At 41.1% G+C, this 13,660-nt stretch carries 8 protein-coding genes and 7 tRNA genes; 3 read left to right on the top strand and 12 right to left on the bottom strand.

The annotated features are described in order from the left end of the window. Positions 1-174: 174 nt before the first annotated feature. The 10 genes from L1264_RS02195 to L1264_RS02150 form a co-directional block, all read right to left on the bottom strand. The gene (locus tag L1264_RS02195; protein WP_135925811.1) at positions 175-3,255 is read right to left on the bottom strand and encodes an efflux RND transporter permease subunit; all 3,081 of its coding nucleotides are present in this window, start codon (positions 3,253-3,255) and stop codon (positions 175-177) included. Beyond that, positions 3,255-4,493 carry an efflux RND transporter periplasmic adaptor subunit gene (locus L1264_RS02190; RefSeq protein ID WP_135925812.1) on the bottom strand — a complete coding sequence of 413 codons (1,239 nt, stop codon included), beginning with the start codon at positions 4,491-4,493 and terminating at the stop codon, positions 3,255-3,257. The genes L1264_RS02195 and L1264_RS02190 overlap by 1 nt, the downstream gene beginning before the upstream one ends. 2 nt (positions 4,494-4,495) lie before the next feature. After that, positions 4,496-5,902: an efflux transporter outer membrane subunit gene (locus L1264_RS02185; protein ID WP_199526742.1), complete on the bottom strand. Its 1,407-nt coding sequence runs from the start codon at positions 5,900-5,902 to the stop codon at positions 4,496-4,498. A gap of 426 nt (positions 5,903-6,328) precedes the next feature. Then, positions 6,329-6,404: transfer RNA gene (locus tag L1264_RS02180), tRNA-Phe, on the bottom strand. Positions 6,405-6,430: 26 nt separating this feature from the next. After that, positions 6,431-6,506, bottom strand: a tRNA-Thr gene (locus L1264_RS02175). Positions 6,507-6,557: 51 nt separating this feature from the next. Further along, positions 6,558-6,633, bottom strand: a tRNA-Phe gene (locus tag L1264_RS02170). Positions 6,634-6,659: 26 nt separating this feature from the next. Beyond that, positions 6,660-6,735, bottom strand: a tRNA-Thr gene (locus L1264_RS02165). Positions 6,736-6,792: 57 nt separating this feature from the next. After that, positions 6,793-6,868: transfer RNA gene (locus L1264_RS02160), tRNA-Phe, on the bottom strand. Positions 6,869-6,903: 35 nt separating this feature from the next. Beyond that, positions 6,904-6,979: transfer RNA gene (locus L1264_RS02155), tRNA-Thr, on the bottom strand. Between the two features lie 63 nt (positions 6,980-7,042). Next, a tRNA-Phe gene (locus L1264_RS02150) sits at positions 7,043-7,118 on the bottom strand. A gap of 344 nt (positions 7,119-7,462) precedes the next feature. Here L1264_RS02150 and L1264_RS02145 point away from each other — a divergent pair. Continuing rightward, on the top strand, positions 7,463-10,219 hold the full coding sequence (locus L1264_RS02145) for an ATP-binding protein (protein ID WP_199526238.1): 2,757 nt from the start codon (positions 7,463-7,465) through the stop codon (positions 10,217-10,219). A 57-nt stretch (positions 10,220-10,276) separates the two neighbouring features. Here L1264_RS02145 and L1264_RS02140 read toward each other — a convergent pair whose 3' ends face one another. After that, entirely contained in the window at positions 10,277-10,549 is a 273-nt protein-coding gene (locus tag L1264_RS02140; RefSeq protein WP_036970432.1) for an oxidative damage protection protein, read from the bottom strand. 15 nt (positions 10,550-10,564) lie between these two features. Continuing rightward, on the bottom strand, positions 10,565-11,641 hold the full coding sequence (gene mutY, locus L1264_RS02135; protein ID WP_206769093.1) for an A/G-specific adenine glycosylase: 1,077 nt from the start codon (positions 11,639-11,641) through the stop codon (positions 10,565-10,567). 219 nt (positions 11,642-11,860) lie between these two features. Here mutY and trmB point away from each other — a divergent pair, with 219 nt between their 5' ends. Both trmB and rsmC read left to right on the top strand, forming a co-directional pair. Continuing rightward, positions 11,861-12,586, top strand: a complete 726-nt coding sequence (gene trmB, locus L1264_RS02130; RefSeq protein WP_199526239.1) for a tRNA (guanosine(46)-N7)-methyltransferase TrmB — start codon at positions 11,861-11,863, stop codon at positions 12,584-12,586. 17 nt (positions 12,587-12,603) lie between these two features. Further along, positions 12,604-13,632 (top strand): 16S rRNA (guanine(1207)-N(2))-methyltransferase RsmC, encoded by a 1,029-nt coding sequence (gene rsmC / locus L1264_RS02125; protein ID WP_199526240.1) that lies wholly within the window; start codon positions 12,604-12,606, stop codon positions 13,630-13,632. The last annotated feature ends 28 nt before the right edge of the window (positions 13,633-13,660 follow it).

Raw genomic sequence — 13,660 nt, 5'->3', positions numbered from 1 at the left:
GGGAATGGAGCAGGAATAAAGAAAGAACAAGTATAAACTGGCTATTTAATGTTGAATCAGCTCGTGAAAAACTTGAGAGGGCTTATGGTGCCCTCAACTAGTCAGAACTTGTGTGATGAAGTACTAGCTTCTAGCGCCTAGTCCCAACCAAGCGCTAATTTTTAACTTCGAGCTCTACTTAAACCATCCCTGAAAGCGCTCCATTAATAGGTAATTAACTGGCACTAATAGCAAGGTGATAAGCGTTGCGAAGATAATCCCAAAGCCAAGGCTTACCGCCATAGGAATAAGGAATTGTGCTTGCGTTGCTTTTTCAAATAGCAATGGCATTAAACCAATAAAGGTGGTTAAACTGGTTAACATAACAGGACGGAAACGTGCCGCCCCTGCAATCTTAACGGTTTCAAGTAAGTCACCGCCTTCTTCACGCTTCTTATTGATAAAATCAACTAGTACCAGTGAGTCATTCACTACCACGCCTATCAAGGCTAACATGCCAAGTAAGCTCATAATGGTTAACTCCATACCCATTACCCAGTGGCCCATTACCGCACCTATCATGCCAAACGGAATAACACTCATCACGATCAATGGCTGGGTATACGACTTAAACGGTATCGCTAATAACGCATAAATAATAAAGAATACAAACACGAGGCCCCAAGCCAATGAACCAAATGACTCTCGCTGCTCTTTGGCTTCGCCTTCGAGTGTGTAATCAACACCTGGGTATTGCACCATTAGCTCATCTAAGTAAGTTTTTAGGTCTGCTTGCAGTACCGTCATATTGGTATTTGATTTTTCAACATCAGCTGTGACATTCAATGTTCGATAGCGGTCAATACGGTAAATAGACGATGGGCTTTGCCCCGGCACTAAAGTAGCCACATGCGAAAGCGGCACAGTCCCACCAGCAGGTGTTTTAATAAGTATGTCTTTTAAGTCTGCAACCGAGCGGCGCTCTTCAATCGGTAAGCGCACCATTACCCGCACATCGTCGCGCCCACGTTGAATGCGCTGTACCTGAGCACCAAAAAACGAGTTACGCACTTGCTGCGATACATCAACACGGTTTAATCCAAGCGCTAAACCTTGCTCTGTAAGCTCAATTTGCAACTCTTCTTTACCATCTGACATGCTATCGGCTATTTCGTACACAGTTGGATACGTCGATAAACGCACTTTAACTTTTTCAGCAACTGCTTCGAGGGTGTCGATTGAGCTACCGCTTAGCTGTACATCAATCGGGCTAGATGTTCGGCCAAACTCAGCACGGAAAGTGACACTCTCTGCTCCCGGTATAATACCGATAAGATCACGCCATTCGCTGGCAAGTTCTCGTGAGCCTATATCTGATTCACGCTTTTCTGCTGGCATGATCTCAAATCTAACACTACCGGTATTTGACGAACCACCACGGCCACCTGTGGTTGCCAAAATATTTAGAATTACACTTTGGCCGTCTTCATCGCGGTATTTATCTTGTAATTCTTTTGCCTTGTCTGACATTTTAATGACGTATTTATTAGTCACTTCAAACGGTGTTCCGGCAGGGAAAGTTACAGATGCACGTACAGTTTCACTTGGAATACGCGGGAAAAAGGTAAATTTAGTCCAACCACTTGTGATCAAGGTAACAATAATTACAAAAATCCCCACAAATAAGCTAACCGTAGCCATTTTATTCTTTAAAGCTAGATTCAATAATGGTTGGTAATACTTCATTATTGCGTGTTCAAAACCATCAGCAAAACGCTGTTGAAGGCGCTCTAGTCTCGATGGCTCGCCCTTTTCATGACGTAGCTTTAAGTATTTTAAGTGTGCAGGTAATACAAACTTAGACTCAATCAAAGAGAACAGTAAAACCGGAATAACCACGACAGGAATTTGTGCAAAAATGGCGCCTCGAGCACCTTCAATAAAAGCGAGAGGTAAAAATGCCGCAACGGTTGTAAGTACACCAAAGGTGACTGGAGTTGCCACCTCTTGCGTTCCACGAATAGCGGCTTGCTCACCACTTTCTGCAGTTTTTAGGTGGGTATAGACGTTTTCACCGGTCACAATGGCATCGTCAACAACAATACCGAGTACCAAAATAAAACCAAATAAACTGATAACGTTAAGTGTGATACCAAATATCGGCATCATTAAAAACGCGCCCATGAACGACACTGGGATACCAATAAATACCCAAAATGCAATGGCTGGACGCAAGAATAAGGTGAGTAGTGCTAGGACTAAAATTCCGCCCTGAATAGCGTTACTGGTAAGCGTTGCTATTCGGCTTTTTACAACTTCTGAGTCATCATCCCAATAACTTAACTCAAACCCTTCTGGAAGCTGGCTTTGATGCTCAGTTATGTAATTTTTTACCGCATCAGCAACTTCAATCGCACTTTGCGGACCAATACGATACACATCAATAAATGCAGCTTGCTTACCATTAAAGCGAGTGCGAACTGGGGTTTCTTCAAAATCATCACTAATACGGGCTATATCACCTAAACGAATAATTGTGCCATCAGCTTGGTTTTTTACCACTATATTAGCAAATTCATCTTTGCGATAAGCTTGGCCTTTCGAGCGGATGAGTACATCACCCCCTTCTGTTTTTAAGTTACCGGCAGAAACATCAGTACTAGAATTGCGAATTGCTGATGATATGTCAGCTAAGCTTAAATCATACTGGCGTAAGGTATCTTGGCTCACCTCTATTGCTATTTCGTAATCACGAACCCCACTTAGCTCAACTTGAGTTACACTTGGTAAACGCAGTAGTTCATCACGCACGGTTTCTGCGTATTCAAGGGTTTCTTTTTCGCCATAAATACTTGAAACAGAAACGGCTATTACTTCTCGCTTCCATTCAGCAAGCGATACTATTGGTTTTTCAGCATCGACGGGAAAGGTGTTAATTGCATCTACTCGGCTTTTAATGTCAGCCAAAAGCTCCCTAGGATCATACCCAGTCTCAACTTCAATACTTACCGAAGAAGAACCTTCAGAAGAGCGGCTAGTGATACGCTTAACTCCCTCAAGATCTTGCACCGCTTCTTCTATGCGAATTGATACCCCTTTTTCTACATCTTCAGGAGTTGATCCTCGAAGTGATACACTGACACTAATTCGGTCAGACTCAAACGATGGAAACACTTCAAGTGGTATTTGCGTCGAAACGCTAAATAAACCCGCTAATAAAATGCTGATCAGCAATAAGTTTGCTGCAACATGATTCTTTGTAAACCAAGCAATCATTATTGCGCTCCTTGCTCTTTAGGCGGCTGTTGATTGCTTGAACGCTTAGCTTTTCCTCTGGTTGCCTGATACTCTTCGCTACCCATAACGGTAACTTGCGTACCAGAACTCACTTGACCAAGCGGTGTAATCACCAAGTTATCGCCTGCAGACAAACCATCAGCGACAACAGCTTGGTTAGCGTTTTGCCAAGCAAGTGCAATATTTTTACGACGCAGGACACCCTGCTCTTCTACGTAAACATAGGTGCCTTGGTAAATTGCGCTATTTGGGATCACAATGGCATTTTCAATGGCTTTACCAGTAATTTGTGCTTTGATGTACTGACCAATTTTAATTGGATACTGATTCACAGTCGTGGCTTTATAAGGGTCGTTAATTTGCGCAACCACATAAAGCTGCTGCGCATTTTCATCTATAGCACCTTCAGTACGAATAACTTGACCTTGCCAATGCTGTTTACCAACAAGGTCTGAGCTGAATTCAACTAATGAACCCGCGCTATTTTTAGCCCCATCACGAAATTGCTCTGGCAAATTAATAAACGGTAAGTCTTTATTTTTGATTGGTAAACGGATCTCAACTCTATCGATGGCATAAATACTGGCAAGCTCCATGTTATTACTCACCACTTGGCCTAAATCAACGCTACGACTTAAAACACGACCCGCATATGGTGCTGTGATCTTTGTACGCTCTAAATCAAGTTTCGCTTTTTCAAGTGTCGCTTGCGCAGACAACACACTGGCTTCGGCTGCTGCTAATTGTGGTTTACGAAGTACCAAGCTACTTGCTTGCTCGCCTTTACCTAAGCGCTTCCAGTCAGTTTCGGCCTGCCGACCACGAGCCTGTTCTTCAAGTAAACCCTGCTCGGCTGTTAATAAGGCCGCTTGCGCTGATTTTACTTCGGCACGGTGATCTCTATCATCTAATCGCAACAACACATCGCCTTTTTCAAAAAAGCCACCTTCGCGAAATTGCTCACTTATTTCAATAATTTGCCCTGATGCTTGCGCGACTAACATACTTTGCGTTCGCGGTTTTACGGTACCAAAACTATCAATCATTACTTGATAAGTTTCTGGCGTTAAGGTTTTAACAGCCACATTTACTTTCGCTTTCGGTGGTGAAGAAAAACGATTTGCTTGCGGCGGGTTACCTTTAATAAACATGACGAGTAATACCGTCACGACAATGACAATAACTGGAATTAATATTTTACGTGTCTTAGTATTCATGATTATTGCTCTGCTACTTCGCTATTTGCTTCACTAAAGTCACCGCCAAGGGCAATGTGTAAGTTGATTCTATTTTTAATAAGTTGGTTTTTGAGTTCGATAACAGAGCTTTGCGCGTTAAAAGAGCGATCTTGCGCATCAAGCACTGTCGTGTATGTTACTAAACCACTTTGATATTGCTCAAAAGACAAACGCTCTGCGGCAATCGCATTTTCTTGTGCTTCTAAGGTTTTTTCATAACGCACTTTCAAGGCTTGCTCTTGACTGATTGCAGTTTCAACTTCATTAAATGCATCATAGAGTGTGGCAAGGTAAGCTTGCTCCTGACGTTTAACGCTAAGCCTTGCCTGCTCTTCATTGGCTTTTAAGCGACCACCTTCAAAAAGCGGCATTGAAATACTACCTATCAGTGACCAAGCTAAGCTTGAAGGCGAAAATAAATCACTCACTCTATCTGTGCTATCACTGATAGATGCTGAAAGATTTAAGCTCGGAAAACGTTGTTTGTGCGCGTAAGCAAGTCCTGCATCAGTACTTAACAACTGATACCAGCTCGCCATTAACGCTGGTTTGCGGGTGATAAGCTCTGAAGGTAAACCCAAAGGAATTGTGTTCTCAAGTAGTGGCAAATCGGCACTAACCGATAATGCCCCAGCAGGATATTGGCCTGTTAAACGCTCTAAATCACGAATTGATTTAGTTAAGGTAGCTTGCTGTGCAGCAATATTCGAGCGCTCAGTATTTAGCTCATTACGGGCAAGGTAAACGTCAAGCGCTTCATTTAAACCTTGACGATAACCCGACTCAATAATATCTAAGTTTTTCTCGGCGTTTTGTTCGCGCTGCTTATATAGTTCAAGTAATTTGTGGTTAGTAATTACATCAAACCAACCCGAAACCACATCAGCTACTAATTGTTGTTTGCTTTGCGAAAATGTGGCTTTTTCAGCTAAATATTCAAGGTTTGCTTGCCGTTCAGAGGCCGATAATTTACCCCATAAATCAACTTCGTAGCTTAATTCTAATGATGCAGAACTAGCGTTGTTATAACTAACAGGGCGATTATCTTTACTACGGCTCGCTCGTGTTGATAAATCAAGGCTTGGCCATAAATCGGCCCCAGCAGCAATAAGCTGTTGCTCTTTAATCGCCACATCATAACCTGCTTGTAAAATTGCTTGGTTATGGGCTAATGCTTGCTCCACTAAATTAAAAACTTGAGGGTCCTGTAACTGCTGCAACCAATTATCTTCAACAGCAAGAATTTTGTTGTCCGTAGGTAATTGCTGCCATGTACTTGGTAAGGCCTCAAGCTCAGCGACTCGTTCATTATGAGTCGTCTGGCTTGCACATGCACTTAGCAAAATTACACTTAAAGCCAATAAACTCGGCTTATATTGCCAATTCATTCTAAAAACCTGAAAAACATCTATTTATGATTGTAATTCAAGCACTACCTTAAGTTTTGCTCAACTGACTTTACATAACATTACACAGTCTGGTATTTGGTAAGGATGAACTGTAGAAAAATAGGGATAAGCTGCGAGTTTACAAAATTGTAGCGATTTTATACCGCATAGAAATGGTTTAAATGGTGAAGAATTTAATTTGATAACACGGGGTAAACCCGCTGCTACGAGTTCGGCGTTGAAACGCCTCCAACTTCTCGAGTCTAGTTCCTTGTAACTTGCTAACTTTACTCTTTCTCCTTGCTAACTCGTATATTTTAAATCTAATGGCTGATAACTCTGAGTTCGTTGGGTTTCACTCCGTTCTACCCAACCTACAAGGAAACAGAAACAAAAAAGCCTCGCGATTGCGAGGCTTTGAATCAATGGTGCCCAGAGGCGGAATCGAACCACCGACACGAGGATTTTCAATCCTCTGCTCTACCGACTGAGCTATCTGGGCATTTTAAACTTTCGTTTAAAAATAAATGGTGCCGACTATCCGAGTTGAACGGATGACCTACTGATTACAAGTCAGTTGCTCTACCAACTGAGCTAAGTCGGCACACTAAACCTGTGTGCGTTTAGCACTTAATCACATTGTGATTATAAATAATGGTGCCCAGAGGCGGAATCGAACCACCGACACGAGGATTTTCAATCCTCTGCTCTACCGACTGAGCTATCTGGGCATTTTAAACTTTCGTTTAAAAATAAATGGTGCCGACTATCCGAGTTGAACGGATGACCTACTGATTACAAGTCAGTTGCTCTACCAACTGAGCTAAGTCGGCACACTAAAATCGTGTGCGGTGTGCACTATAATCACTTTAAAAGAGATTATCAAATAATGGTGCCCAGAGGCGGAATCGAACCACCGACACGAGGATTTTCAATCCTCTGCTCTACCGACTGAGCTATCTGGGCATAACAAAAAGCTATAAGCTTGATGTTTAAATAAATGGTGCCGACTATCCGAGTTGAACGGATGACCTACTGATTACAAGTCAGTTGCTCTACCAACTGAGCTAAGTCGGCACACTAAATCTGTGTGCTATGCACAATACTGATGCTTAGTCTTAAGCACCAATATATAAATAATGGTGCCCAGAGGCGGAATCGAACCACCGACACGAGGATTTTCAATCCTCTGCTCTACCGACTGAGCTATCTGGGCAAACTTCGGTTTTAACAGGAAAACCTCAACGGATTTTCAATACAACTTCCACAGTGCTCTACCGACTGAGCTATCTGGGCGTGCGGCGTATTAAACGGGTTTTGCCTTCTCAAGTCAACTATTTTTTGAGGATTCTATCTGTTTGCACAGTTTTCAATCAAGATTGCTGTTTTTAATGGTTTTTAGACTATTTATTCAACAAACTTATGCGCTTTTACAACGTCTTATGTTTTTAATCAATTTCCTAGTCTAAAAACGTGGTGAATTTTTCTTCATTGATGGTAGGATTATCTAATTATCAAGAATATACCTACTATTGCAGTATAAATTGTTGGATTAAAGCTATGCGAAGTAAATCAACTTCTCCTGTAAAAGGCCTGTTACCGCTTTTTATTATTACGAATCTTGTTATCACACTTTTAGCAGTTACTGCTCTAGCTTTTTACCCTTCCAACAATTCTGAAAAACAAACATCACAACCCAAACTCACCGCATCACAAGTTGCATCTCAGTTATCAGCTCCTTTAATAAGCGCATTAACAATGCCAGGACAAGATAAAGTAAAAGAGGTATTAGATGTTAGTTTGTTGCTAAACAATAATTTTGATTACTACTTATACCGGTATGAAGTAAATGGTGATGTCTCACTGGTGTTTGCAAGTAATCAAGAGCGAATTGATGCAAGTAAAGTTAATCAGCAACTCGAACAAAACATGCTTGTTCATACTGTGCTTGAGTTTAACGACCAACCAGTCGGCGAGCTTATAGTTAAACAGCATCCAACTGAACAACCTGTAGTTCAATCAGCTGGGGTTTCATATGCTTTAGCCGCTTTAGCTGTATTAGCGCTGATAATTTTGTCAATTGCGATGAGTATATTTATCAATAAACGTTTTACTAAAAGTAGCGGCTCTTTAAGCCAAGAGTTAATTGCGATCACGAATAATGCTGACTACAACACGCATGTTACAGAGAATCTTGAGTTCGGATTAGATATTGTTGCTGAAAATATCAATCAATTGCTGAGAAAGGTTCAATCCGCAATTAAAGAAAATAAAGCAGCGCAAGCCGATCTGCAAAAACTACAAAGCGGCCTAGAAACAGAAGTACACAACAGAACTCTCGCGCTTGAACAAGCAACTTTAAAAGCAGAACAAGCGAATGAGACCAAAACAACCTTTTTAGCAACCATGAGTCACGAAATTCGCACACCGATGAATGGTGTGATTGGTACCATTGATTTACTTCGCCAAACTGAGCTTGATGGTGCCCAGCACAGGCTAAGTACTATTATCCGTGATTCTGCGTTTTCTTTGTTAGGTATTTTAGACGATATTCTCGATTTCTCGAAAATTGAGGCAGGTAAGCTTAATATAGATAATATTCCATTTTCTGTTTCGGATACTGTTGAAGAAGTAGCTCGCGTTCTGTCATCAGTTGCAAAAAAACGAAACCTTGAACTTGAACTTGCTATAGCACCCGATATTCCCACAAACTTAATCGGCGATACCGTTCGAGTTCGTCAGGTACTCTATAACCTATGTAGTAATGCTATTAAGTTCACAAGCACAGATGAAAACAAAAAAGGTCATGTAAAAATATCTGTTGAGGTTGCTCAGAACACAACCGATCATTACACATTGCGTTTTACTGTTTCTGATAATGGTAAAGGAATGACGCAAGCCCAGCTTCGTGAAATTTTTAACCCCTTTATTCAAGCCGAAGGCTCTATTACTCGAGAATATGGTGGTACCGGTTTAGGATTATCAATTTGTAAAAGCTTAACAGAACTTATGTTGGGCAGTATTTCTGTTAGTAGTGACTTAGGTATTGGTAGTGAATTTGTTGTCGATTTACCATTTAGCACCGAAGGTAAAGTAGATCTCGCCCACAGACATACAATGAAAGGCCATCGTGTTGTTGTGGTAACACAACATAGTGGCCGTAAAGCTTTGCTTGCCCGTTATTTATCTTTTATGGGAGCGACTCATGTTTTTGCCGATAGCAATGATTTAATAGAGGCGGAACAAGATAACGAAAACATTATCTGGATCCTCGATGGTATAGAGGGAATGGAGGATATTAACTATATCTTGCGCCGTTTACTCTACACACTAGAAGATAATAACCAGCAAGTTATCGTGTTGAGTAAATTAGATGAAGCGGCGGTAAATCATAAAAATATCTTCTACTTAAATGCGTCACCATTTTGTAAGTCAAACTTCATGATGTCGCTGTTAGTGGCTGCGGGTTTACACACACCAAAACAAGTTGTCTCAACCAAATCTTTCAATGATTACTTGAGCGTTGACCAAGCTCGTGACGAAAACAAACTCGTGCTTTTAGTAGAAGATAATGTGCTAAACCAGCAAGTGTTAACAGATCAACTTCACTTGTTAGGCTATGGTGTTGAGCTTGCTGAAAATGGCGAAAAAGGTCTTAATATATGGCGAGCAGGCCATCACTCAATTATTTTAACTGATTTGCACATGCCAAAAATGTCAGGGTACGACATGGTTGAAAAGATCCGCAATGAAGCTTCTCAACTCGAAGACATTAATGCTCAACCTTACATAATTGCTATCACAGCAAACGCTCTTAAAGGCGAAAAAGAGCGCTGTTTAAATGTAGGAATGAATGACTATATAACAAAGCCTGTTGAGTTAAATGTACTTGAAGCCGCACTTCATAAATGTGCTTATAAAGCTAACCCTGAAGAGGTGAAACTGGCCCCGCCTAAACCTGCTATCCCTATTGATATGAGCGTATTATCTAAATACGTAAATAATGATGAAGCTAAAAAGCTACGCTTTTATAAAATGTATTTAGAGCAAAGTAATCAACTTAGCCGTGAAGTAAATGCAGGGGTTATCGAGCTTGATCTTGAGAAAATAATAAACTCATGCCACCAGTTAAAATCTATCTCAAAAACGATAGGTGCAATGAAAGTCGCTGAGTTAGCTGAACAATTTGAACATCGCTGTAAAAATGAAGACCCTACAAGTGATGAATTAATTGAGCTTAGAGATAATTATGAAATTGAATACTCTAAAGTCGCTCAATATATAAAAGAGCAAATACAAAAAGCCGAACAAGAATGACAAATAGTACTTATCAAAAAAGGGCCATAACGGCCCTTTTTACTTTATTTTCTTGGTTTATTTTTCTGGTGGACGGTAGCCTTCGATTTCTACGTCTTTACCTTCAAATAAGAAACCGACCATTTGCTCTTCTAAAAAAGCACGGTGCTCTGGGTCCATCATGTTTAAATGCTTTTCGTTAATCAGCATCGTTTGCTTGTGTTGCCATTGGCCCCACGCTTCTTTACTGATGTTGTTGAAAATCTTTTCACCAAGCTCACCTGGGTAAAGTTGGAAGCCTAAGCCTTCAGCTTCTTTTTGTAACTTTTGACAAAATACTGTACGTGCCATAATTGCTCTCTACTCTTATTGCGTGATGCTATTGTAATCTATTGTGCTTAATTGTTTAACCAGCTTTTTCGTTGGCGCTGCAAGGCCAACTTCAACGGACTCATCAAGCGGATACCAAACCAGTTGTCGCTCATTGATAAGATCTGGAATATTTGGCAATGTTAAAACATGCGGATTAATAGTCAGTTCAAAATGCGAAAACACATGGGTAAAGGCTTCAAGTGCCTGCGTATTTGCAGTTAAACCGTGCTGAGCTAAAAATGTTTCTAGTTCAGTTAATTCGCTAAACTCAAAAAAGCCAAACAAGCCGCCCCATATTCCAGAGCTCGGGCGTTTTTCCATAAGTACTTTATTGTCACAGGCTAGGATCAGCTGATGACATGACTTTTTAGGCACTGCCTTTTTCGGTTTTGAATGTGGGAACTCTTTAACTTTGCCTTCATTAAAAGCAAGGCATTTACTATTTAAAGGGCACGGCTCACAATCAAATTTACTACGCGAACAAAGGCTTGCACCTAAATCCATCATTGCCTGATTAAACTCAGTGACCGACTCTTTAGGGGTTAATTGCGATGATAATGACCAAAGCTGGTTTTCGACCTTTTTCACCCCATACCAGCCTTCAATCATAAAAAAGCGCGCCAGTACTCGTTTTACATTACCGTCTAGAATTGGGTGATGTTGGCCAAGCGATAAAGACAAGATAGCCCCTGCAGTAGAGCGACCAATGCCCGGCAAGTCCATCACCTCTTCAAGTGTGGTTGGAAATTGCCCTTGGTATTTATCACGAACTATTTTTGCTGTTTTATGTAAGTTGCGTGCACGAGCGTAATAGCCAAGGCCAGTCCAGTGGTGCAACACCTGATCTTCATCCGCATTTGCAAGCGCAATGATGTCAGGAAAGCTTTGCATAAACTTTTCAAAGTAAGGAATAACAGTTACGACTTGAGTCTGCTGCAGCATGACCTCAGAGATCCATACCTTATAAGGGGTTTTATTTAACTGCCATGGAAGAGTTTTACGGCCGTGAAGGTGATACCAGTCAACCACTTGGTTTGCAAACCAAGTTGACTCCTTATTGCTTAAATTCAAAATAACATCTTTACTTGCTGAAGCTCATTGCGGCCAAGTCTATTGCAGTTAGTTAGGCCAAGCAAGTCGAACAGACTCCGCCTTGCCTAAATAACCCACATATGGCTGCAAAATTAATCTCGAAAGATAAACAGGTTCTTACTATTGTACTCAAGGCGCAGGTCAGGGATAATACGCAACCTTTTTCTATAGTCAGTGTTTTTTATCAGGCCAAATTATATGAATGACTCAAGTAACCCAAACCTCGAGCAAGCAAAGCAAGAGGGTAAATATATCCGCACGATTCGTAGTTTCGTTAAGCGCGAAGGTCGCCTAACAAAGGGCCAAGCAGCCGCCATCGAAAAGTGTTGGCCAACAATGGGCCTTGAGCATAAAAATGGTATGCTCGATCTAAAAGAAGTATTCGGTAACGATAACGATGTCGTACTAGAAATCGGCTTTGGTATGGGTAAATCACTGGTTGAAATGGCTAAAAACGCACCTGAGCTTAACTTTATTGGTATTGAAGTTCATCGCCCTGGTGTTGGCGCTTGTTTAATGGACGCTGACGAAGCAGGGATCACCAACTTACGTGTATTCGAGCATGATGCAGTTGAAGTGCTTGCTGATTGTATTGCTGATGAGAGTTTATCTAAACTGCAATTATTTTTCCCTGATCCATGGCATAAAAAGCGTCACCACAAGCGTCGTATCGTGCAGCCTGAGTTTGCGCAAAAACTACGTAGCAAATTAAAAATTGGTGGTGTTTTTCACATGGCGACTGACTGGGAAAACTATGCCGAGCATATGCTTGAAGTAATGCAAGTTGTTGAAGGTTACAAAAACCAATCAGAAACCAATGATTACGTTCCTCGCCCAGATTCACGTCCATTGACAAAATTTGAGCAACGCGGTCATCGCTTAGGTCACGGCGTATGGGACTTGATGTTTGAGCGTACTAAGTAATAAAAGGTAAAAGCAGCATGAGTAAGTTAACCAACCCAAGTTTATTATTGCTTCGAAATGAAGACGAACTTGTTGGCCAGTCGATTTTAGTGGTTAACTTTGAGCAAGATGGCTTTTTACGCGAACTTAAAACGCTAAACCCAGACGCAAAAATTACTGCGTTCAGTTATAACCACGCTAATGCCATGTATGCCAGCAAAATTGCAGGTGTACATGCTGTGGTTGATCACACTATTCCAAATGGTAACTACGATTTAGTTATCTATTACTACCCAAAAGCTAAGCCAGAGGCACTAATGTGCCTTGATAATATCCGTGCTGTTTGCCAGCAAGATGCTCAGCTTTTTGTGGTTGGTGAAAATAAAAGCGGCGTTAAATCAGCAGAGAAACAACTAAAAGACTACTGTGGCTTTAGTAACAAAATCGATAGTGCTAAGCATTGTATTTTGTATATGTTCTCTGAGCTTACGTTAAATGATAACTTCGATATCAGCCGCTATCACAAACAATTCCAAGTTAAAGCTGGTGATGTTGAATTCACTGCTATCAGTGTACCAGGGGTATTTAACCACGGTGCTCTTGATGTTGGTACCGCGGTACTACTTAACCATGCCCCTTCTATTAACAAGGGAAAAGTGCTCGATTTTGCTTGTGGGGCAGGCATAATTGCCACCTACTTAGGTTTAAAGCAGCCTGAGCTAGAATTTGTTTGTAGCGATGTAAGTGCCCTTGCAACTTACGCTACAGAACAAACACTGGCACTAAATAATCTCAAAGGTGAAGCCATATTAAGTGATGGTTTAGCAAGCATTGAGGGTAAATTTGATTTAATTATCAGTAACCCGCCTTTCCACACGGGTATTGCCACAGACTACACCATTGCCGAGGCCTTTCTAAGCTCTGCAAAGCAGCACTTGAGTAAGCAAGGAAAATTGACCATTGTTGCTAACAGCTTCTTAAAATATCCACCCATTTTAGAAGCGCAATTTGGCCAGTACAGCACCGATTTTAAAAATACTAAATTTGCCGTTTACTCAGCTTCATAACAATTTGTAAAATAGCTTATTCATAACA

The organism is Pseudoalteromonas sp. APAL1 (genome assembly GCF_021532475.1).
Classification (GTDB): Bacteria; Pseudomonadota; Gammaproteobacteria; order Enterobacterales; family Alteromonadaceae; genus Pseudoalteromonas; species Pseudoalteromonas lipolytica_C.
This window is presented reverse-complemented; position numbering and strand designations above follow the sequence as displayed.